The 20,948-nt window shown below is 62.2% G+C and carries 18 protein-coding genes and 3 pseudogenes; 11 read left to right on the top strand and 10 right to left on the bottom strand.

Annotated features, from left to right (window positions below; genetic code table 11):
- Entirely contained in the window at positions 1-1,923 is a 1,923-nt protein-coding gene (locus tag SB772_RS30570; RefSeq protein WP_410836889.1) for an FUSC family protein, read from the bottom strand.
- Positions 1,924-2,300: 377 nt separating this feature from the next.
- Positions 2,301-2,990 (bottom strand): 2OG-Fe(II) oxygenase, encoded by a 690-nt coding sequence (locus tag SB772_RS30565; protein WP_410836969.1) that lies wholly within the window; start codon positions 2,988-2,990, stop codon positions 2,301-2,303.
- A gap of 350 nt (positions 2,991-3,340) precedes the next feature.
- On the opposite strand from SB772_RS30565, the gene SB772_RS30560 reads away from it, so the two are divergent.
- From SB772_RS30560 to SB772_RS30530, 7 genes and pseudogenes are all read left to right on the top strand, one after another.
- Positions 3,341-3,526: a hypothetical protein gene (locus tag SB772_RS30560; RefSeq protein WP_410836888.1), complete on the top strand. Its 186-nt coding sequence runs from the start codon at positions 3,341-3,343 to the stop codon at positions 3,524-3,526.
- Positions 3,505-3,618: pseudogene (locus tag SB772_RS30555) on the top strand (citryl-CoA lyase); the annotation flags it as partial. The gene SB772_RS30560 and the pseudogene SB772_RS30555, both read left to right, overlap by 22 nt.
- A gap of 161 nt (positions 3,619-3,779) precedes the next feature.
- Positions 3,780-4,622: a MaoC family dehydratase N-terminal domain-containing protein gene (locus SB772_RS30550; protein WP_410836887.1), complete on the top strand. Its 843-nt coding sequence runs from the start codon at positions 3,780-3,782 to the stop codon at positions 4,620-4,622.
- Between the two features lie 18 nt (positions 4,623-4,640).
- The gene (locus SB772_RS30545; RefSeq protein WP_410836886.1) at positions 4,641-5,804 is read left to right on the top strand and encodes an acyl-CoA dehydrogenase family protein; all 1,164 of its coding nucleotides are present in this window, start codon (positions 4,641-4,643) and stop codon (positions 5,802-5,804) included.
- Between the two features lie 19 nt (positions 5,805-5,823).
- A complete protein-coding gene (locus SB772_RS30540; protein WP_410836885.1) occupies positions 5,824-7,002 on the top strand; it encodes a CaiB/BaiF CoA transferase family protein in 1,179 nt (392 codons plus the stop codon).
- Between the two features lie 82 nt (positions 7,003-7,084).
- Positions 7,085-8,461, top strand: coding sequence for an MmgE/PrpD family protein (locus SB772_RS30535; protein ID WP_410836884.1), 1,377 nt, complete (start codon positions 7,085-7,087; stop codon positions 8,459-8,461).
- On the top strand, positions 8,458-9,270 hold the full coding sequence (locus SB772_RS30530; RefSeq protein WP_410836883.1) for an HpcH/HpaI aldolase/citrate lyase family protein: 813 nt from the start codon (positions 8,458-8,460) through the stop codon (positions 9,268-9,270). Before SB772_RS30535 ends, SB772_RS30530 begins: the two co-directional genes overlap by 4 nt.
- Positions 9,271-9,721: 451 nt before the next feature.
- Here SB772_RS30530 and SB772_RS30525 read toward each other — a convergent pair.
- Both SB772_RS30525 and SB772_RS30520 read right to left on the bottom strand, forming a co-directional pair.
- A pseudogene (locus SB772_RS30525) lies at positions 9,722-10,039 on the bottom strand (electron transfer flavoprotein subunit alpha/FixB family protein); the annotation flags it as partial.
- 1 nt (position 10,040) lies between these two features.
- A pseudogene (locus SB772_RS30520) lies at positions 10,041-10,601 on the bottom strand (electron transfer flavoprotein subunit beta/FixA family protein); the annotation flags it as partial.
- Positions 10,602-10,773: 172 nt separating this feature from the next.
- On the opposite strand from SB772_RS30520, the gene SB772_RS30515 reads away from it, so the two are divergent.
- The gene (locus SB772_RS30515; protein ID WP_410836882.1) at positions 10,774-11,661 is read left to right on the top strand and encodes a LysR family transcriptional regulator; all 888 of its coding nucleotides are present in this window, start codon (positions 10,774-10,776) and stop codon (positions 11,659-11,661) included.
- 93 nt (positions 11,662-11,754) lie between these two features.
- Here SB772_RS30515 and SB772_RS30510 read toward each other — a convergent pair whose 3' ends face one another.
- The 3 genes from SB772_RS30510 to SB772_RS30500 are packed head-to-tail and all read right to left on the bottom strand — an operon-like array spanning position 11,755 to position 13,114.
- On the bottom strand, positions 11,755-12,318 hold the full coding sequence (locus SB772_RS30510; protein ID WP_410836881.1) for a cytochrome b: 564 nt from the start codon (positions 12,316-12,318) through the stop codon (positions 11,755-11,757).
- A gap of 32 nt (positions 12,319-12,350) precedes the next feature.
- Complete coding sequence (locus tag SB772_RS30505) at positions 12,351-12,794, bottom strand: SRPBCC family protein (RefSeq protein WP_410836880.1); 444 nt, start codon at positions 12,792-12,794, stop codon at positions 12,351-12,353.
- Positions 12,791-13,114 (bottom strand): ArsR/SmtB family transcription factor, encoded by a 324-nt coding sequence (locus tag SB772_RS30500; protein ID WP_410836879.1) that lies wholly within the window; start codon positions 13,112-13,114, stop codon positions 12,791-12,793. Before SB772_RS30500 ends, SB772_RS30505 begins: the two co-directional genes overlap by 4 nt.
- Before the next feature lie 326 nt (positions 13,115-13,440).
- Here SB772_RS30500 and SB772_RS30495 point away from each other — a divergent pair, with 326 nt between their 5' ends.
- The 3 genes from SB772_RS30495 to SB772_RS30485 all read left to right on the top strand — a co-directional run bounded on the left by SB772_RS30495 (position 13,441) and on the right by SB772_RS30485 (position 17,580).
- Positions 13,441-14,940 carry an aldehyde dehydrogenase family protein gene (locus tag SB772_RS30495; RefSeq protein ID WP_410836878.1) on the top strand — a complete coding sequence of 500 codons (1,500 nt, stop codon included), beginning with the start codon at positions 13,441-13,443 and terminating at the stop codon, positions 14,938-14,940.
- 150 nt (positions 14,941-15,090) lie between these two features.
- The gene (locus tag SB772_RS30490; RefSeq protein WP_410836877.1) at positions 15,091-16,263 is read left to right on the top strand and encodes an NAD(P)/FAD-dependent oxidoreductase; all 1,173 of its coding nucleotides are present in this window, start codon (positions 15,091-15,093) and stop codon (positions 16,261-16,263) included.
- A 120-nt stretch (positions 16,264-16,383) separates the two neighbouring features.
- The gene (locus SB772_RS30485) at positions 16,384-17,580 is read left to right on the top strand and encodes a PLP-dependent aminotransferase family protein (RefSeq protein ID WP_410836876.1); all 1,197 of its coding nucleotides are present in this window, start codon (positions 16,384-16,386) and stop codon (positions 17,578-17,580) included.
- Positions 17,581-17,953: 373 nt separating this feature from the next.
- Here the strand turns inward: SB772_RS30485 and SB772_RS30480 are convergent, their stop codons facing one another.
- From SB772_RS30480 to SB772_RS30470, 3 genes are all read right to left on the bottom strand, one after another.
- Entirely contained in the window at positions 17,954-18,460 is a 507-nt protein-coding gene (locus SB772_RS30480; RefSeq protein ID WP_410836875.1) for a metal-dependent hydrolase, read from the bottom strand.
- Between the two features lie 156 nt (positions 18,461-18,616).
- Positions 18,617-19,117: a hypothetical protein gene (locus SB772_RS30475; protein ID WP_410836874.1), complete on the bottom strand. Its 501-nt coding sequence runs from the start codon at positions 19,115-19,117 to the stop codon at positions 18,617-18,619.
- A 148-nt stretch (positions 19,118-19,265) separates the two neighbouring features.
- Positions 19,266-20,417 carry a porin gene (locus SB772_RS30470; protein ID WP_410836873.1) on the bottom strand — a complete coding sequence of 384 codons (1,152 nt, stop codon included), beginning with the start codon at positions 20,415-20,417 and terminating at the stop codon, positions 19,266-19,268.
- Positions 20,418-20,948 lie beyond the last annotated feature (531 nt).

Genomic DNA, 20,948 nt, shown 5'->3' with positions numbered 1-20,948 from the left:
CTACGCGCCTCTACCTCTCAGCGCCCAATTGAATACCCGCCGCGTTTCGGCAGCTGGCTGCGTCAGCCGATCAAACAACTGCGCGACTGCGCCATCAAGCTGGGCGAGCGCCGGCGCCATCGCCGGATCAACATCGAAACCATCCGGTACCGCAGCACCTTCATTCAACGCGCCGCGCACGGAATTAGCCAACCCGCCGCTATACCGCGCAATCAACACATCAAGCCGAGCAACGATCGATTCCGCATGGGCAGCGGTCACAGCCGCAGCGTTGAGCGCCACATCCCCCGACGCGCCACGCCGCAAAGGATCACTCAACACTCGCACCCAATGCAAACAACACAGCAGCGAACCGGTAGCAAGTTCAACGTCGGGATTCCACACCACCACTCGCTGCGTCTGCAGCGGCCTCAGCGCGATGCGCAGATCATGCCAGCTGCGATCGAGCCTGCGCATCGGCACTACCGCTGCACGCGGTTGATCGTCGGCGACGGAACCGGCCGTCATCCGCACCACGTCCCTCAGCGCGCCAAGTACGGCGCCGAGCCTCGTCTCGACATGCCGCGTCGCCGCGAGCGGCATCATCAAAATCGCGACCGCAAACGACACCAGACAACCCACCAGCACTTCTTCGATCCGCAATTCGACCAGCGGCCCCATCGCAAAACCAAGTTCGCCGTACACAAGCCCTACCAGCACGGTAATAAAAAACACGCCCGGCGCATAGGCGCTCAGGATGTAGTAAGCCCAGCCGAACACGCATAGCACCATCGACGCGACCAGCAGCACCGGCGAGTCGTGCAGCGGCGCAGCCAGCAACACGCTGACGAACGCGCCGGCCAGCGTCCCAGCGAGGCGCTGCGCGCCGCGATAGACCGTGTCAGCGCGGGATCGCGTGCCGAGAAACACCACGAACGTCGTGATGACCGCCCAGAACCAGCGCTCTGGAGAAAGCGAGTGCCCGATCAGCATCGCGAGAAACGCGGCGGTCGTGGCGCGCGTGGCGGGCAGCCAGCAGAGCCTGGTGCGCAGGTCGGCGATTCGTTGCGTCGCGGACGGAGCAGCAGTGCCGTGCGCTGACAAAGGCGAAGCGCGGCGCGTATGACCTCGATGCGCGATCTCCTTGAGCCGCACAATCGCGTGGCGCAGCACGTCGGCACTCGCTTGCGCACTGCCGTATGCCGGCATCGAAGCAAACGCATGCTGTCCGGCCGCGATTTCCACTTCGACAATCCGCTCGCGAATCGTCCCGGCATCGGGCGGATTCAGCAGTGCCAATTGTTCTTCGAGTGAGAGCGCCGCTTCGTTCAACGCCGAAAGACGTGCCGCACCTGGCGCGACGAGTACGCGCGATGCACGCAGCGTCACCGTATGAACGGCAAGCCGGAAACTGGCAACCACCCGCATCGGCACGATCACGCGGCCGACCAGCGCCACCATCAGCGGCGCGAACGCCGACAGCCGAAGGGACTGCACAAGATGTGCAGACGAAGGATGCAGATACAAGCCGAGGTAGAAACACACCACCCCTAGCATCGCGCAACCCAGCGCGCGCGGTCCGCAAGCCTGGCACAGCGTGCCGGCGAACATCACGACGAGAAAGCCCGCATCTCCAGCCAGCGGATAGCGGCTCAGCACGGCCGCCACAGCGAAGCACGCGCAGGCGCACAGATAAAGACAGAAGAGGGTGCTAAACCACGCAGGCCGTTGCGCATCGCGCACGAACAGCGGCGCAACCATCCCAAACAGGATGCCGGGCGCGGCGAGGGTGATCGGCTGGTGATGAGAGACGGTCCACGCGATGCTGGCGATGCCGGTCAGCAGGCAGGCGAGCGCGGCGCGCAGCGCGGTGTGGAGACGCACGAGCCCCGGGTCCGCAACCAGCAGGCGGTCGGCGGCGCGCGAAAACGCGGCAGCAATCATGATCGATGATATCCAGGCTAAATGACCGCGACCGGCTTTTGACCGATTGCGACAGGGCGGACATGCGGCCCGCCACCTTCATATCGCCGAATAGGGCCGCCATGCCGGGATCACCAGCTGAAAGCCCCGTCCGACGACGGGCAATGAACTCACGAACAGGCGCGCCGACGCGCTGCAAAGGGTGGCGCAGCGCGTCGGCGGGTTCGGGTTTCCCCGGATGATACTGGTTCAAAATTACGGTAGTCGAATTTTTGCGGCGGCGCAGCAGCGCGGCGAGCTGGCAAGGACGGAGGTCGGAGTCAGGCGGCGGCACCAGCGCGGCGGCGGCCACGGCTGGCGGCACGCCAGCACGCCGGCTCAAGCAGGCTCAGGCAAGGTCAAGCCGCATCATGAAAAATAACCCCCAGCGTGTGCCGATGACCAGACCGCAGCCGGCTCACGCCATGCCGCAGATTCACCCGATACGCGCCTCGCGTGCCTTGCACCGGCCGATGATGAACCGCGAACACCACCGCATCGCCCTTGCCGAGCGGCACGACTTCCGCGCGCGACTGCATCCGCGGGCGCTGCTCCGTGATCACGAACTCGCCGCCGGTGAAGTCCTTGCCTGGCTCGGACAGCAGAATCGCGACCTGAAGCGGAAACACGTGCTCGCCGTACAGATCCTGATGCAGACAGTTGTAATCGTCCTTGGCGTATTGAAGGATCAACGGCGTCGGGCGCAACTGGCCGGCGGCGTGACAGCGCTCGATATATTCAGCGTGCGTGGCCGGATAGCGGACGTCGATATCCATGACCGCATTCCAGCGATTCGCGACGGGCGCCAGACGCGGATAGAGCGCGCTGCGCAAACCGCCCACCAGCGGCGGCAGCGGATACGCGTAGTACCTGTATTCGCCGCGGCCGAATCCATGCCGCGCCATCACGACGCGGCTGCGGTACAGCTCGTCCTGCGGATAGAGCGCGGTCAGCGCGTCGCATTCGTCGCGCGTGAGCAGATTGCGCAGGATCGCGCAGCCGTAGCCGTTCAGCTCTTCTTCGACATCGAACCAGTCGATCGCGTCCACGCGCTGCGTCGGCGAGCCGATGCCAGCATCCTGCTCAGCGGGACGCTCAGGCTCCAATTCCAGCTCCAGCGAATTCGCAACAATAGTATTCACGAGCATTCTCCGTCAGGCGATCATCGATCGATGACGGAGTGTAAGCACGCGTTCAATTTCACGCACTCCGACTCTTGCTCTCCAATTCTTTGCGTTTGGCGAGCGGCGCCGGCGAGGCGTCAGTAAAACTACCAGGTTAAGCCACGCCGAATCCCCACTTCGCTGAAAACAAATTGTTCGGGCCGCGCGGCTCGAACACACTGGCATCCAGTCGAGCGGCGCATTTCACGTGTCGCGCAGCACAGGGGATAAGGAACATGACATTGGCTGGACTGGAGCCGCACAAGATCAGCGACATTCCGCGTTACTGGGCCGCCGCCACGCCCGACGCGGTCGCGATTCGTGAAGACGGCGCGCAGTTGAGGTTTGGACGTCTGTGGCAGAACGTCGGCTGTGCGGGCTCGGCTCGGTATTCGTCGGGATCGTGCGCGGCTTCGGCGTGATGGCGCGCGCGATCGGTTTGGTCGGCCACATCATGGAAGAAGGCGAAAAGCCGATGGCGATCGAAATCTGGCAGCGCATTGAAGACGAAGCGTCTGCCCATTTGCGCGGCGAAGCGTGGTCGGATCGCCCGCTACGCGGGCGTCTTAAGCAAAAGAAAAGGCCGGGTTCAAAAATGCAAACTTCGCGAAACGTAGCGCCGGGTTCATAGTAAGACCCTATTAACCCCAATAAGCGTATTCGGAGACTTCGCACATGCCTGCCTCCCCCGAGAAACTCGACGACTGGCTCAACAAGGAGGCGGTGACCGAGGACGACATCACGGCCTTTCCGCTGACGGCAATGGCCGCCACGCTCGATCGGGAAGAAAGCGGCAATACGGTGCCGCCGTTGTGGCACTGGCTGTACTTTCTGCCGACCGCGCCTTTGTCCGAGGTCGGGCCGGACGGCCATCCCAGGCGCGGTGGTTTCCTGCCGCCGGTGCCGTTGCCGCGCCGCATGTGGGCCGGTGGCCGCCTGACCTTTCACGCGCCGCTCAGAGTCGGCGAGCACGCCAAACGTACCGCCACCATCGCCAATATCGAAGACAAGACCGGCCGGTCGGGCCGTCTCGTGTTCGTCACTGTGCAGCACGCGATCGAAGCCAACGGCGAACTGAAGCTCGAAGAGGAACACGACATCGTCTATCGCGATGCGCCGCAAGAGGGCGCCCGCCCGCCGCAACCGGCGCTCGCACCGGAAGGCGAAACATGGCGGCGCACCATCGACGCAGACGCGGTGATGCTGTTCCGCTACTCCGCGTTGACCTTCAACGGTCATCGCATCCATTACGACTACCCGTACGTCACGCAGGTGGAGGGCTACCCGGGCCTGATCGTCCACGGTCCGCTGATTGCGACCTTGCTGGTCGATCTGGTGCGCCGCGAACAGCCCAACGCGACGCTGCAAAGCTTCGCGTTCAAGGCGCTGCGCCCGACCTTCGCCGGCCAGCCTTTCACGGTCTGCGGCAAACCTTCCGCCGACGGCAAGACCATCGACCTGTGGGCCAAAGACCACGAAGGCTATCTGACGATGCGCGCGACGGCCACGCTGGCCTGAACTACACGAGATTCGATTATGCAAACCACGCAACAGGATTCCTTTCAGGACATTCGCGAGGCCGTTCGCGATCTGTGCCAGCAGTTCTCCGGCGAGTACTTCCGCAAGATCGACGAAGCACGCGGCTATCCCGAAGCGTTCGTCGACGCGCTGACCAAGGCCGGCTGGCTCGCCGCGTTGATCACGCAGGACTTCGGCGGCTCGGGATTGGGGCTGACGGAAGCGTCCGTGATCATGGAAGAAATCAATCGTGCCGGCGGCAACTCCGGCGCGTGTCATGGTCAGATGTACAACATGGGCACGCTGCTGCGTCACGGCTCCGAGGAGCAAAAGCGCAAGTATCTGCCGCAGATCGCCAGCGGCGATCTGCGTCTGCAATCGATGGGCGTGACCGAGCCGACCACTGGCACCGACACCACCAGGATCAAGACCACCGCCGAGCGACGCGGCGACCGCTACGTGATCAACGGCCAGAAGGTGTGGATCTCGCGCGTGCAGCATTCGGATCTGATGATCCTGCTGGCGCGCACTACGCCGCTTTCGGACGTAAAGAAGAAATCGGAAGGCATGTCGATCTTTATCGTCGACTTGCGCGAAGCGATTGGCCACGGCATGACGGTGCAGCCGATTCCGAACATGGTCAATCACGAGACCAATGAACTGTTCTTCGATAACCTCGAAATCCCCGCCGAGAATCTGATCGGCGAAGAAGGGCAGGGCTTCAAATACATCCTCGACGGCCTGAACGCGGAACGCACGCTGATCGCCGCGGAATGTATCGGCGACGGTTACTGGTTCGTCGACAAGGTCACCGCGTACGCTAAAGAACGCGTCGTGTTCGGCCGCCCGATCGGCCAGAATCAGGGCGTGCAGTTCCCGATCGCGCGCTCGTTCATCAATGTCGAAGCGGCCAGTCTGATGCGTTTCGAAGCGGCCCGCCGTTTCGATGCACACGAGCCGTGCGGTGCACAAGCGAACATGGCGAAACTTCTCGCCGCCGATGCTTCGTGGGAAGCGGCCAATGCATGTTTGCAATTCCACGGCGGTTTCGGCTTCGCCTGCGAATACGACGTCGAACGCAAATTCCGCGAAACGCGTCTGTACCAGGTTGCTCCAATTTCCACCAATCTGATTCTCTCGTACGTGGCCGAGCATATTCTCGGGCTGCCGCGTTCGTTCTGATTTCCGGGCTGACACACACATGAGACCACTCGACGGTATCAAGGTCGTCACGCTCGAACACGCGATCGCCGCGCCGTTCTGTACGCGTCAGCTTGCCGATCTCGGCGCGCGTGTGATCAAGATCGAGCGGCCCGGTGCCGGCGATTTCGCGCGTGGCTACGATGAGCGCGTGCATGGACTGTCTTCGCATTTCGTCTGGACCAATCGCTCGAAGGAAAGTCTCGCGCTCGATCTCAAGCAGCCCGAGGCGGCGGAGATTCTGGATGCACTGGTCGCCGATGCCGACGTGCTGGTGCAGAACCTCGCGCCCGGTGCGGCCGACCGGCTCGGGCTCGGTTATGACGCGTTGAGCGCGAAGTACCCCAAGCTGATCGTCTGCGATATTTCCGGCTATGGCGCCGATGGCCCGTACCGCGACAAGAAAGCGTACGACCTGCTGATTCAGAGCGAATCCGGTTTTCTGTCGATCACCGGTTCGCCGGGTGCGCCGGCCAAAGCCGGTTGCTCGATTGCCGATATCGCCGCCGGCATGTACGCGTATTCGAACATTCTCAGCGCGCTGCTATTGCGTGGCCGCACGGGACGCGGTTGCCGGATCGATGTGTCGATGCTGGAGAGCATGGTCGAGTGGATGGGTTATCCGCTGTACTACGCGATCGATGGTCAACAGCCGCCCGCGCTGTCCGGCGCGGCGCACGCCACTATCTATCCGTATGGGCCGTTCCCCGCCGGCGATGGCAAGACGGTGATGCTCGGTCTGCAAAACGAGCGCGAATGGAAACTATTCTGCGAGCGCGTGCTCGTGCAACCTGAACTCGCTACCGATGAGCGCTTCGCGTCGAATTCAAAACGCACGTCGGCACGCGAGGCATTGCGTGACGTGATCGTCGCCGCGTTCGCGAAGCTGACCGCCGCGCAGGTGATCGAACGGCTCGACAACGCCAGTATCGCCAACGCGCAGATGAATACGTTGACCGACGTGTGGGTGCATCCGCAGTTGAAGGCGCGTGAGCGCTGGCACGAAGTCGGCACGTCGGCGGGCACAGTGCCCGCATTATTGCCGCCTGGCTTGCCAACCGGCTTCGACCCGCGCATGGACCCCGTACCCGCACTTGGCGAGCATACCGACGCCATCCTGCGCGAACTCGGCTACGACAGCGAACGGATCGACGCGCTGCGCGAAGCCGGCACGATTTGAACTGTGCCTCCTGTTTCGACGTGTGAAGGATTCCACGCCGACGATCTGAACGAACCTGACGCGACTCTAAAGCAACCTCGCTATGACCGACCATCCCAGCCTTACGCTTGCGACCTTCGCCGCTCAACTCGATTTCGACAGCATTCCGCCAGGGGTGGTCGAGCGCACCGTCAACCTTTATGTCGATTGGCTCGGCTCGGCGCTGGCCGGCAAAGGCGCGCGGCCGGTCGAAACGATCGCGCGTTTTGCGCGCCAGGCTGGTGGCAGCGCCAAGCACGACCCGTGCGAAGTCCTGATCGACCGTAGCCGCACCACGCCGTATTTCGCGGCGATAGTCAACGGCGCGGCGTCGCATTTCGCCGAACAGGATGACGTGCACAACGGCTCGGTGTTCCATCCGGCGACCGTTGTGTTTCCGGTGGCGCTTGCGTTGGCGCAGGCCAACCGCGCGTCGGGCCGGGACTTCATCGCGGCGGCAGTGGCGGGCTATGAAGTCGGCATCCGCATCGGCGAATTCCTCGGACGCTCGCACTACAAGGTGTTTCATACCACCGGCACTGTCGGCACGGTCGCGGCGGCGGCTACTGCCGGACGTTTGCTCGGGTTGTCGCCGACGCAGATGCTCGATGCGTTCGGCTCGGCGGGCACGCAAGCGAGCGGCTTGTGGGAGTTTTTGCGCGACGCCGCCGATTCCAAGCAACTGCACACTGCAATGGCCGCCGCCAACGGTTTGATGTCAGCGCAACTCGCCGCCGACGGTTTCAAGGGTGCGACGCGTATTCTCGAAGGCGCGCAAGGGATGGCCGCGGGCATGTCGAGCGACGCCGATCCGGCGCGCCTCGTCGATCGTCTTGGCACGCGCTGGGCGACGGCCGAGACGTCGTTCAAGTACCACGCCGCTTGCCGCCATACGCATCCTGCCGCCGATGCGTTGCTCGCAGTGGTGCAGGAACATTGCCTCGCGCCGCGCGACATCGCGAAGGTGGTCGCGCACGTTCACCAGGGCGCAATCGACGTGCTCGGCGCAGTCGTCACGCCACGCACCGTGCACCAGGCGAAGTTCAACATGGGCACGGTGCTCGGGCTCGTCGCGTATCACGGTTACGCGGGCGTGACCGAGTTCGCGCAGGGCTTCGATGCAGATTCGATCGCCGCCTTCCGCGACAACGTCGAGATGGCCTTCGACGCCGAAGTCGATGCCGCCTATCCGGCCCGCTGGATCGGCAAGGTGACGGTAACGACACGCGACGGTCGCACGCTGACGGGCCGCGTCGACGAACCGAAGGGCGACCCGGGCAATACGCTGTCGCGCGATGAGATCGCGGCCAAGCTGCATCGGCTGGCGGCGTTTTCCGGCGCGGCGACCGAAGGCGAGGCCGCGCGACTGCTCGGTAAGGCATGGCATATTGCCGGGCGGGCACGGGTCGAATTGGTGTTCGAAGAGACGGTGGCCGCATGAGCGCCGCGTTGCCGCGTTCGTACCTGTTCGTGCCCGGCAACCGGCCGCAGCGCTTCGAGAAAGCGCACGCGGCCGGCGCGGACGCGGTGATTCTCGATCTCGAAGACGCCGTGCAGCCCGATGAAAAACCCGCGGCGCGCGCGGCGGTGCTTGCCGCTGTATCGGGCGATGCATCACGCCGTGCATGGGTGCGGATCAACGGCTCGGATACGTCATGGTTTAGCGAAGACATCGCTGCACTGGTGGCGCATCCGGGTGTTGCCGGCATTGTGTTGCCGAAGGCCGAGACGCGAGAACAGATCGAGGTCGTGCTGGCCCATGCGCATTCCGCGTTGACCGTGTTGCCGATCGTCGAAACCGCGCGCGGTTTTGCGAATCTCGCGGTGCTATGCGCGGCGCCGCGCGTGAGCCGCATTGTGTTCGGGACGCTCGATTTTCAGATCGATCTCGGCATCGACGGCGATGATGAGGAGTTGCATCTGTTTCGCTCGCAGATCGTGCTGTCGTCGCGGTTGGCCGGCATTGGCGCGCCGGTGGATGGGGTGTCCACGACCATCGTTGATATCGAAGCGATCGAAGCCGACGCGCGGCGTGGCCGGCGCTTTGGCTTCGGCGGCAAGCTGTGCATTCATCCGAAGCAGGTTGATGCGGTGCATCGAGCTTATGCGTGGACCGACCGCGAGCAGGCGTGGGCGCGGCGGGTGTTGGCTGCTGTGGGAGCTAGCGACGGCGCTGCGGTGGCCGTTGACGGCAAGATGGTTGATTTGCCAGTGATTTTGAAGGCTCGGCGGATTGTGGAGGATAGGTAGGTCTTTTGTCTTTTTGCCTACGCGGCGTTTGTTGTCTGTGTGCCTACGGCGTCGCCTTTCCTTGCTTTGATATTGGTTTATTAGCGTTCCCCCTGTGCGGGGGGGCACCTACTTTTCTTTGCCGGCCGCAAAGAAAAGTAGGCAAAAGAAAGCGGCTCACACCGCTAGCTTTGAAGCGGGTCCCCTGGCTCGGAGGAGGCAGTGGAGCATCTGGAATCGGTGCCTTCGCACATTCAGCCCTGGTGACAAGGCAGTCATACTTCCGGCGGCGCTGCGCGCGCCGTGGCGGTACTTCATCAAACCGCAAGGCGGTTTGGGCACCTGCGCCTAGTATCCGTGTTCTCGTACATTCGGACTTAGTGACAAGGCAGTCATTCTTCCCGCCTCGCACTGCGTGCTCGTCGGAACGGTCCATCAGGCGTGGCTAGCTCGCCGCGCCCCCGGCTTTGCTTCAGGCCACTTCGCCTGCAAGTTCCGGCACGAGCGTGAACAGGTCGCCCACCAGACCGTAATCGGCGACGCTGAAAATCGGCGCTTCCGGGTCCTTGTTGACTGCGACGATGACCTTCGAGTCCTTCATGCCGGCCAGATGCTGGATCGCACCCGAGATGCCGACTGCCACGTACAGTTGCGGTGCGACGATCTTGCCGGTTTGCCCAACCTGGTAGTCGTTCGGCACGAAGCCCGCATCCACGGCCGCACGCGAGGCACCCAGCGCTGCGTTCAGCTTGTCCGCCAGCGGCTCCAGAACCTTGGTGTAGTTCTCGCCGCGTCACGTAGCGCGGCTCGTTCAGGCGCAGGTCGGTCGTGACCACGGCCGGCAGCGTCAGCGACAGCGTTTCAGCGCCGCCGTCCACTTCACGCGACACCGTTGCCTTGCCGTCCGCGACCACAACTTTCGAGGCAAACGTCGCCTGCGGCAGATTAGCCAGCGCGGCGAGCATCTGGCCGGTCTGGTTCGAATCGTCGTCGATGGCCTGCTTGCCGAGGATGATCAGCTGCGGCTGTTCCTTGTCGACCAGCGCCTTCAGCAGTTTCGCCACTGCCAATGGTTGCAGATCCTCATAAGACTCGACAAGAACCGCCCGGTCCGCGCCAATTGCCAGCGCGGTGCGCAACGTCTCCTGTGCCTGCGCCACCCCGCAAGAAACGGCCACCACTTCGGTAGCAATGCCTGCTTCCTTCAGACGAACCGCTTCTTCAACCGCGATCTCATCGAACGGATTCATCGACATCTTCACATTCGCAATATCGACGCCCGTACCGTCCGACTTCACCCGGACCTTCACGTTGTAATCGACCACTCTCTTGACTGGCACCAGAATCTTCAACACTGTCTCCCCAAAATTAAGCGCTTTTATCGAACCGAAGCGCGAATCGGCTCACTCTGACAGCGTCGGTACCCGCAGGGAATTCGGTTTTTTCGAACGCTTGCTTCGCGCCCGGTTAAGATTGGCCTTTGCATTGCGAGCGTCCATTGGCGTTTCATCCCTGGCTTTCATCATGCATTTCGATTTCGTGGATTTGCGCTTGCTCCTCAACATCGCCGACACGCAGAACCTCGCGCGTGCGGCGGAGCGGTCGCATCTGTCGGCGCCGGCGGCAAGCAACCGGGTCAAGAATCTCGAAGAGCAGCTCGGCTTCAAGCTGCTTTATCGAACCAGTCAGGGCGTGACACTCACGCCCGCGGGCGAAGCCTTCGTGCATCATGCGCGGCTCGTGCTCGAACGGGTCGAGCATCTGGCCGGCGACATGCAGGAGTATGGCGAAGGCATCAAGGGCCACGTGCGCATCTGGGCCAATACCACCGCGATCAGCGAGTTTCTGCCCGCCGTGCTGAGCCACTTTCTGCGGGACCATCCGGACGTCAACATCGATCTGCGCGAAGTGCTGAGCGGTGAAATCGTCAAAGGGGTGGCGGATAGCGCGACGGATATCGGTATCGTCGCGGGTAACGTGCACGCGGAACATCTGGAAATGCTGCCGTATCGCGACGATCGGCTGGTGCTGGTCACATCACCCGATCACGCGTTGGCGAAGCGGTCCTCGGTTGATTTCGCGCAATTGCTCGACGCCAACTTCGTGAGCCTGCCAACGTCCAGCGCAATCCACGCATTCGTCATCAGCGCCGCCGACGCACTCGGCGCTCGTCTGAAGCTGCGCATTCAGGTGGGCAACTTCGAGGCGGCGTGCCGGATGATCGAGGCGGGCGTGGGCATCGGCATCGTGCCGGAGTCAGTCGCGCTGCGTCACAAGAAGACGAAGCAGATCGCCATCGTCGCACTTAATGATGCATGGGCCGAACGTAAGCTCAAGATATGCGTGCGCAGCGTGAAGGATTTGCCGCCGTTTGCCCGAGTGCTGGTCGACAGGCTGATGGCGGGCGTTTGAGGGCGCGGCGAAGGTAAGAGGAGCACAGGAGATTGCAGTCTCCGCTGTGTGGCTCCCCGGCCTGATGCACGTATTACCGTTGCTTCTCCGCGATCATTGCCCCGCAGACGGCGGGATCGCCCGGTGCCCGAACCACATCCGGCCAAGCAGGCGATCCTTTTTGCTGAACTGGTGATAAAGCGCGGCAACCACATGCAACGCGATAAAACCGACCAGCACAACGGCTAGATAGCCATGCGCCACCCGGGTCGGATAGATCGCAAAGCTCGGCGGCAACGGCGCCCCCGAACCGGCGAACACGATCGCCGGCAGCCCGGCGAGAATGCCCGTCGCGAAGCCGGTCGCCACCATCGCCACGACCAGTACATAGAATCCGTAGTGAAAGAGCGGCACGATTCGATCGAGCGATGGATGGCCGCTCGTCGCACGCGCCGGTCTCGCGCTCAGCATCCGCACGACGAAGCGAATCGCCATCAGGCCGAGAATCAGCATGCCGCCGGCCATGTGCAAGCGTAAGACGCCGATCTTCTGGGGATCGGTGTTCGGCGTCGCGGCAAGTCCGAAGAAACCGACAACCAGCGCACCGGTGATCAATAGCGCAAGCAGCCAGTGCAGCGTCACCAGCAACGGGTGATAGCGGGATACGCGTGTCTTCATGTTCTTCTCCTTGTGATTGATCGCGTGCCTTGTCAGTCCAGTCCTGCCACCACATTTTCCAAACCGCCGACGAACCGTTGCCAGCCGTAGTTCGCGCCCTGGTAGTTCTGTTCGTCTTCAGGCCTGAAGCCGCTTTGCTCCATGCGCACGAGCACGCCGCGCCGGGTCGGCATGAGCGTCCACGTGACGACGGTTTTCAGTCCGTTGGCCGCTTCTTCGCCCGATGCGTTCCAGCTATAGGCAAGCGTTTCGTTCGGTTCGACCACCAGCACTTCACAGTCCGTCACGCCGTTCCAATGCGCCATCGGCGCGGCGCGGAACGTGAACTTGTGGCCGACGACCGGCAGAAAATCATTCGCCATCAGCCATTCTTCGATCAGTGGCCCTTGGGTGAGGGCGCGCCAGACCTTCTCCGGCGAATGAGGCATGTCCCGTTCGACGACAACGGAGCGCGTGGCAGCAGGGTTCGTGGTCATTGGTCCATCCGGTTCAAGAGTGTTTCGAGGCGATCGAACCGGTCGCGCCAGAAGGCGCCGTAAAGACTCATCCAGTCGATCAACGGGGCCAGGCTTTGCGGGTCGGCGCTGTAGTAAACCGAGCGCCCTTGCGGACGATCGCGCACCAGACCCGCGAGTTTGAGGATGCCGAGGTGCTTGGAGACCATGGGTTGCGACACGCCGGCCACATCGGTCAGCGCGCGTACGCTCTGCTCACCGTCACGCGCGAGACGCTCGAAGATCGCCCGGCGGGTTGGATCGGCGAGTGCCTTGAAGAGATTGTCGGGATCGGTTTGCATGTCTTAATCATAACCATACGGTTATTTATTGGTCAAGAACGACCCGATGCAAGGCGGCACAGGCGCTCGTTCGGATGCGGACTGTGAACGGCGGTTATTTCCAATAAGAAACGATTGAGTTCGCAGCGAGGCATCGCCGAAGCGTCGCCATCGGCGCGCCCGGCAGCCGTTCCGTGTCCGTGATCCACTTGCTCAACAAAGGCTGACACGGCCTGGAAGCGTGATTCGGCCGTCAGCCCCGGGCAAATACCCTTGCCGCCGCAAAAACCCGCGTGTATAGTTTCCGAACTTACTCTTGTTTCGCATTGGAAATTAAAGGGATTCTCATGGACGCTTCCACCATCCTCTCCGATCTCGGCATCGCCCATGCAGCGCAAGCCGGCGACATCGCGGTTCATTCGCCGATTACGGGCGAACTCATCGGCCGTGTGGCCAGCAACACGGTGGCGGAAGTCGACGCGGCCCTCGCCAATGCGAAAGAGGCCTATGCCGCATGGCGCAACGTCCCGGCGCCGCGCCGCGGCGAACTGGTGCGCTTGCTCGGCAACCGTCTGCGCGAAAAGAAGCACGCGCTCGGCAGCATCATCACGCTCGAAACCGGCAAGATTCTCCAGGAAGGCATGGGCGAAGTGCAGGAAATGATCGACATCTGCGACTTCGCCGTCGGTCTGTCGCGTCAGCTGTACGGTCTGACGATCGCCTCGGAGCGTCCGGGCCACCGGATGGCCGAAACCTGGCACCCGATGGGCACCTGCGTCGTGATCTCCGCGTTCAACTTCCCGGCGGCCGTGTGGTCGTGGAATGCGGCGCTCGCGCTGGTGTGCGGCAATGCGGTGATCTGGAAGCCGTCGGAAAAGACGCCGCTGACCGCGCTCGCCGTCAATCAGATTCTCAATGAGGCGCTGAAGGAATTCGGCGACGCACCGGCCGGCCTCACCGCGCTGATCAACGGCGGCCGCGATGTCGGCGCGAAGCTGGTGGCCGACCCGCGCGCGTCGATCGTCAGCGCGACGGGCAGCACGGAAATGGGCCGCACGGTCGGCGTGGAAGTCGCGAAGCGCTTTGGCCGCTCGCTGCTCGAACTCGGCGGCAACAATGCCGGCATCGTCACGCAAACCGCGGATCACGAACTCGCGATGCGCGGCATCCTGTTCTCGGCGGTGGGCACGGCAGGGCAGCGCTGCACGTCGCTGCGGCGTTTGTTCGTGCACGAGAGCGTCTATGACAAGACCGTCGAGCGTCTGAAGCAGTTGTACAGCAAGGTGCCGATCGGCAATCCGCTCGAAAAGGGCACGCTGATGGGGCCGCTGATCGACAAGCAATCGTATGCGCGCATGCAAGAAGCGCTGCAGCAGGCCACGGCCGAAGGCGGCAAGGTGTTCGGCGGCGAGCGTGTCGACGTGAAGGGTTATGAAGGCGGTCACTACGTGCGTCCGGCACTCGTTGAAATGCCGTCGCAAACGTCGGTGGTGTTGAAGGAAACGTTCGCACCGATTCTCTACGTGTTGCGCTATGCGGATTTCGCGGACGCAGTCGAGGCGAACAATGCGGCGGTGCATGGTCTGTCGTCGTGCGTGTTCACGACCGATCTGCGCGAAGCGGAGCGCTTCCTGTCCGACTCGGGCAGCGATTGCGGCATCGCTAACGTGAACATCGGGCCGAGCGGCGCGGAAATCGGCGGCGCGTTCGGCGGCGAGAAGGAAACCGGTGGCGGCCGCGAGTCGGGCTCGGATGCGTGGAAGGCTTACATGCGCCGCGGGACCAACACGGTCAACTACTCGTCGGCATTGCCGCTCGCGCAGGGCATCGACTTCAATATCGGCTGACAGCGGTAGCGTATTCAGAAGCTTCGGCAGCTTCGGCAGCTTCGACAGAAAGCAGCGGCGCGTTCACGCACCGCTGCGCACACATCTCTTCAGCAATCCGCTTGCGCCGCCCGCCGTTTCAGAGCGGCCACGCTTCTCGTGGGGTAGGACGTGAGTTCCAAAGTCGTGATCGTCGGCGGTGGGGTAATCGGCAGCTCGATTGCGTATTTTCTAAAGGCGTCGGACCCGACGGTCAGCGTCACCGTGATCGAACGCGATCCGACTTACGCACGTTCGTCGTCGGCGTTATCGGCGGCGTCGATCCGTCAGCAATTCTCCACGCCGCTTTCCATTCAGATGTCGCTGTTCGGCATCGAGTTTCTGCGCTCGATCGGCGAACTGCTCGAGATCGACGGCGCGAAACCGTCGATCGATCTGCACGAAGGCGGCTATCTCTTTCTCGCGACGCCCGCCGGTGAGGCAACGCTGCGCGCGAATCACGCGCTGCAAACAAGTCTGGGCGCCGATATCAGTCTGCTCGACAAAGCCGCGTTGCAAGCGCGCTTTCCCTGGCTCAATACAGAAGACCTCGTGGCCGGCGCGTTTGGCGAAAGCGGCGAAGGCTGGTTCGACGGTTACGGCCTCGTGCAGGCGCTGCGCAAAAAAGCGCAGGCGCTCGGCGCGCGCTTTGTCGCGGCCGACGTCACCGCGCTGCAGCGCGACGGCAAGCGCGTCACGCAAGTGCGGACCGCGAGCGGCGAAACCTGCCCATGCGACGTGGTGGTGAACGCCGCGGGCGCCTGGGCGCGCAAAGTCGCGCAGATGGCCGGCATCGACCTTCCGGTGTTCGCGCGCCGCCGCAGTATTTTTAACGTCAGTTCGCCCGCGCGGCTCGAACGTTGTCCGCTGCTGATCGATCCGAGCGGCGTGTATTTCCGTCCCGAAGGCCGATCGTTTATCTGCGGCGCCTCGCCTTCAGCGGATAACGATCCCGACGACTTGCCGCTCGACGAAGTCGATCACGCGATATTCGACGAGGTGATCTGGCCGACGCTCGCGCATCGGGTGCCGCAATTCGAAGCGCTGCGCGTGCAGAACTGCTGGTCCGGCTATTACGAGTACAACGTGCTCGACCAGAACGCGATCATCGGCTATCACCCGGATGTCGATAACTGTATTTTCGCCAACGGCTTTAGCGGCCATGGTTTGCAGCAAGGCCCGGCAACCGGCCGCGGCGTCAGCGAATTGATTCTGCATGGGCGATATACGACGCTCGATCTCGGCGCGCTCAGCTTTGCTCGCGTGCTCGAAAACCGGCCGATTGTGGAGAAGAACGTGGTCTAGGCGCACGCTGCAGATGATGCGGAAAATGCAATACGTAGTGCGTAGATATCGTTTGCCGCGCACACGGACGATGGCCACAATCGACGCCGATCCTCCATCGACAGAGAAACGGCCCGTCACATGTTCACGTTCAACCCCGCATTCGAAGCGCCGACCGGTTCGCCGATCCGCGAGCTGTTCAAGTACCTGGCGCAACCCGGCATGATTTCGTTTGCCGGCGCCTATCCGGCAAGCGATCTGTTCGACCACGACGGGCTCGACGCCGCCGCGGCGCGTGCGTCGCAGCAGACCACGCTTTGCCTGCAATACGGCCCGACCGATGGCCTCGCCATCCTCAAGGACCAGCTCGCGCAATTGATGACACGTCGCGGCACGGCCTGCACGCCGCAGGAATTGCTCGTGACGACGGGTTCGCAACAAGGCTTCGATCTGCTGCTGCGCGTGATGGTCGCGCCGGGCGATGTCGTGCTGGTCGAACAACCGGCTTATCCGGCGACCTTGCAGGCGCTCAAGCTGCAACAGGCCGACGTGGTGACCGTGCCGGTCGATCAGGACGGACTTGACGTCGCGGCTCTCGCTGCGTTGCTCGAAGCGGGCACCCTGGCCCGGCCGCCAAAGCTGTTGTACACCGTGCCCACATTTGCCAATCCGACCGGCGCGACCTTGTCGCTGGAACGGCGCAAGGCGTTGTTGGAACTGGCGGCACGCCACTGCTTCGTGATCGTTGAAGACGATCCCTATGGCGACCTGCGTTTCAGCGGCACGGCGTTGCCGTCGCTGCTCGCGCTCTCCGAACAGGTGCCGGGCTCGCGCGACTGGGTGGTGCATTTTTCGAGTTTGTCGAAGATCGTCGCGCCCGGTTTGCGGGTGGGCTGGATGGTCGCGCATGCGGAAATCCTGCGCCGCTGCGTGGTCGCGAAGCAGACCGTCGACCTGTGCAGTTCGCCGTGGACCCAGGCGATCGCCGCTGAATACCTCGCGAGCGGCGCGCTGGAGTGCCATCTGCCGCGGATCGTCGACGCATACGCCGTCAAGTGCCGCACGCTGTGCGACGCGCTCGGCACGCACCTGCCCGGCGGCATCGCGTTTCATCGTCCGGATGGCGGCATGTTCGTGTGGGCGCGCCTGGCGGGCGGGCAGGATGCGTCCGATTATCTGTGTGCCTGTATCGAGCGCAACGTTATGTTCGTGCCGGGCGTCGCGTTCTATAAAGACAATATCGATGCGGCAGCGCTGCGGCTGTCATTCGCGGCGCCTGGCGTGGCCGATATTGAAACCGGCGTGCAGCGAATGAAGCAGGCGCTCGAACGCTTTTGACGGCGGCTAATCTTACTGCGTCACAAAGTCAGACTAACACTCGTGAAGACGTTGGTCATTCCATAAGACGTTGTCGCTCCGCTCGATTTGATCGATAGTTGCGCTGCGGTTCGAGCGGCGGACTCACCACGATTTCGACCTGCAGACTCGCTGCGAGCAGAGGATGGAATCTGAATGAGGTCAATCACTTGCGTGACTCGTGCGCAGGATATCCACAGGCTTGCGAACAATTTCTGTGGACAAGTCCACAACGGAGATTCCGGTTTTTTTGCCTTTGGCGGCGCGACTCTTCTGTGTGCCCGCGGCGTTGGTCTTTCCCTGCTGTGTGCCAACACTGTAGGCACACGAACGCCGTAGGCAAATCAACAACCGCTTATCCCATTTTCAAATGCCGCAGCAGCGAAAAACCATGCAACCAGACATGCTCGCCGACAAACCAGGCGGCAACCCACGAAGCGGCGACAACAATTAAATCGCAGTGCCCACTGTTCCACAAATTCAACGAATGACGCCCAGCGACCCACGGCACGCCGAGCGGATTCGGCCAATCAGCAAGCAAATGCATCAACCCACCGCAGGCAAACCCAAACGCCGGCGCGGCATACACCGAATGCCCGAGCCAGTGATAGGAAAAAGCCAGCAACGCCAGCCAGCCAACGCCCCAATGCGTCAGCGTGCGATGCGTGATCCACAGCCGCCGCGCCCGCGACCACCAGGCCACTTCGAGCCAGTCCGGCGCCGTGCTCCCGGCCACGCCGGCAACGAAACTCAACAGCACGCCGATATGAAACGACCTGCCGCCGCCCGTGCGCGCAACGATAGCCGCCGCGATGACGCCGGCCGCAAAACCCGTCGCGTGATGTGCTTTATTGGATGCCATCGAAACTCGCGACGCAACGCGCCGCATGAAAGACAAAGGGCGGCTATGCTCGCAGATGCGCGCGTAAAAAAATAGCCAAAGCGCGACTTCGAAAAATCACGCGCCGACGCGAGCGGGGCACGACGAACAGCGCTACAAAACAGCGCGGCAAAAATCTCAAGTCGCGCAACGCGCAATATCGAAGCGCATTTCCGCTTCCGGTGGATCGTCCGGTGCATTCGCCGGGCGCATCACCTTGATGACCGAGCCGGCGTTCAACGGCGTCAGCGTGACGAAATATGAGTGGTTCGAATCCGAGCCGACCGCGATTTCAGTCGCGCCGCCGGCACGCGACACGCGCACGCGCGACAAGCGGTGATGGAGGCAATCGGCGATATCGGCAGGCGCACGCGGCGAAGACACATACACCATCGGCTGGGACGCATCTTGCGCGGGGCCGCCGGAAGAACCGCAGGCGGCGAGTAGAACAACAACGGGAGCAAGCAGGAGGTGTTTTTTCATGGTCCGGTCGTCGGCGTCCCCGGTCGTGCACGGGAACTTGGGGCGCGGGCGAAGCGCGACGAGATTCACCGTAACGCCATGCTTCGCGGCGAAGCCGCCGTTCAGCCGCAACGACGTCGCAGCGAGGAAGGCAGCCGCGCCCAGTATAACCACCACGCGCTTGCGCTGCAGCTACCACTACGTGTCAAAACGTAACGTGTCGACACCTGGGCTCCAAGAAAAAACCCGCACGTGATCGCGTCGCGCGCGGGTTGGGCTGCAAACCGGATCGGTACATCCGGCCTGCACGTACTGCCTGAAAAACTTAGAAACGGTGACGCAAGCCGACAGCCGCAGCAACCTGGTTGCCGGTCGACGACGGCGCGAGCGTGTTGATTGCCGCGACGTTCGAGCCGAAGTTGCCGAGTTGGCCCGATGCGTGCTGGTACACGCCTTCCAGGTACACGTCGGTACGCTTGCTCAGCGAGTAGTCGCCTTGCAGCGACACCGTGTGCCACTTCGGATCACCCGAGCCGTTCGAACCCGACATCTTGCCGTCGGTGAACGTGTACGAAGCCGCGAGGCTCAGAGCGGGTGTCAATGCATAGCGGCCGTTCAGCTCGTAGTTGTCCAGGTGCAGGTTTGTGCCCGCGACGCCAGGCAGCGTCGTGCCGCCGACGTCCACGCCGGTGATGCCGTCCAGTTGCGTATGCGTGTACACGAAGCCGGCGGTTGCCGGGCCATACGTGTAGTTGATGCCCGCGCCGAACGTGCGTTGCAGGTTGGCCGCGACAGCCGCGGTGCCGTTGCCTTGCGACACGGCGCCGCTCAGGTTGGAACTGCCCGAGTTGTTCAGTTGCAGGTAAGCAGCAGCAACGCTCAACGGGCCGTTGTCATACGAAGCACCGGCGCTCCATGCGCGGTTGTCCGAGAACTGGCCGGCGGAGTTGCTGAAGCCGTACAGGCCGCCGAACTTGAGGCCGGCGTAATTCGCGCTCGTGTACTTCACGGCGTTCTTGATCGAGAACGAGTTGTCGAGATTGTCGTTATCGAACGGGTGAGCGGCCAGATTGTTGCCGTAGCCCGCGCCCGCCTCCGACAGCGGCGCCAGGAAGTCGACCACGGAGTCATACTGACGGCCGAGCGTCAGCGCGCCGTACTGGTCGCTCTTCAAACCGACGAAAGCCTGGCGATTGAACATCGTGCTGCTTTCCGAGTACTGGCCGTTGTTCAGATTGAAACCGTTTTCCAACGTGAAGATCGCATGCAGACCGCCACCGAGGTCTTCACTGCCGCGCAGGCCGAAGTAGGTATTCGACACCGAACCACTGCCTTGCTGCCAGTTGCTGTGGCCGCCCTGGTTGTTCGAGTAGACGAGACCGGCGTCCAGCGTGCCGTATAACGTGACGCTGCTTTGCGCTTGAGCGGTGACAGCAAACGCGCCCATGATGCCCGCGACGATGAGGGTTTTTTTCATGTTTAGTAACTCCGAGACAGTGCATTAGAGAATCGCATTTCAGTGCTCACCGCCGATCCCGCCGGCAGCCAGGCGATCCGCTGCGAAGTGTATTCCTGTCATTCATTTCTTTTATCGCATATGGCGCAAAAATGTATTGGCGAATACGGAATAGCGAATTTGAATTGTGTAAGTACAGGTAAATAAAGAAAAAATATGTTTGAGCCGCTATTCGCGAGTTGCCTGTCAATCTTTCTGATGTTGCTCGATCGCGACGGCCTTGCTGCGCTTTGTCCTGCATGGATTGGGGCGTAATATTTCGCAATGTACGATTCACCCGCCTTTCTGCAACGGACTCTTCCAGTTCATGTGGTCTTTCTCTGTGAAATCTGGTTCTACAATTCACTTACCCTTTGACCAAGGGTGTCTTTTTCATCTTTCCATGCGCGGCTTTCGAGCCGCGTTTTTTTTCGTCTTTTTATAATTGATTTATAAGTTCCAACAAAGAGGCGAAATAGATTGTTTCGATTAACGGTGTTCTCTTCCGGACTT

Source organism: Paraburkholderia sp. SIMBA_030, assembly GCF_046535245.1.
Taxonomy (GTDB): Bacteria; Pseudomonadota; Gammaproteobacteria; order Burkholderiales; family Burkholderiaceae; genus Paraburkholderia.
This window is presented reverse-complemented; position numbering and strand designations above follow the sequence as displayed.

Excerpts from the sequence above, each read along its gene's own strand:
- SB772_RS30500 (WP_410836879.1), bottom strand. The coding sequence starts at position 13,114 with ATGCAAACCGATCCCGACAATCTCTTCAAGGCACTCGCCGATCCAACC.
- SB772_RS30550 (WP_410836887.1), top strand. The coding sequence starts at position 3,780 with ATGCCTGCCTCCCCCGAGAAACTCGACGACTGGCTCAACAAGGAGGCG.
- SB772_RS30470 (WP_410836873.1), bottom strand. The coding sequence starts at position 20,417 with ATGAAAAAAACCCTCATCGTCGCGGGCATCATGGGCGCGTTTGCTGTC.
- SB772_RS30495 (WP_410836878.1), top strand. The coding sequence starts at position 13,441 with ATGGACGCTTCCACCATCCTCTCCGATCTCGGCATCGCCCATGCAGCG.
- SB772_RS30530 (WP_410836883.1), top strand. The coding sequence starts at position 8,458 with ATGAGCGCCGCGTTGCCGCGTTCGTACCTGTTCGTGCCCGGCAACCGG.
- SB772_RS30535 (WP_410836884.1), top strand. The coding sequence starts at position 7,085 with ATGACCGACCATCCCAGCCTTACGCTTGCGACCTTCGCCGCTCAACTC.
- SB772_RS30480 (WP_410836875.1), bottom strand. The coding sequence starts at position 18,460 with ATGGCATCCAATAAAGCACATCACGCGACGGGTTTTGCGGCCGGCGTC.
- SB772_RS30570 (WP_410836889.1), bottom strand. The coding sequence starts at position 1,923 with ATGATTGCTGCCGCGTTTTCGCGCGCCGCCGACCGCCTGCTGGTTGCG.
- SB772_RS30545 (WP_410836886.1), top strand. The coding sequence starts at position 4,641 with ATGCAAACCACGCAACAGGATTCCTTTCAGGACATTCGCGAGGCCGTT.
- SB772_RS30505 (WP_410836880.1), bottom strand. The coding sequence starts at position 12,794 with ATGACCACGAACCCTGCTGCCACGCGCTCCGTTGTCGTCGAACGGGAC.
- SB772_RS30515 (WP_410836882.1), top strand. The coding sequence starts at position 10,774 with ATGCATTTCGATTTCGTGGATTTGCGCTTGCTCCTCAACATCGCCGAC.
- SB772_RS30510 (WP_410836881.1), bottom strand. The coding sequence starts at position 12,318 with ATGAAGACACGCGTATCCCGCTATCACCCGTTGCTGGTGACGCTGCAC.
- SB772_RS30560 (WP_410836888.1), top strand. The coding sequence starts at position 3,341 with ATGACATTGGCTGGACTGGAGCCGCACAAGATCAGCGACATTCCGCGT.
- SB772_RS30540 (WP_410836885.1), top strand. The coding sequence starts at position 5,824 with ATGAGACCACTCGACGGTATCAAGGTCGTCACGCTCGAACACGCGATC.
- SB772_RS30485 (WP_410836876.1), top strand. The coding sequence starts at position 16,384 with ATGTTCACGTTCAACCCCGCATTCGAAGCGCCGACCGGTTCGCCGATC.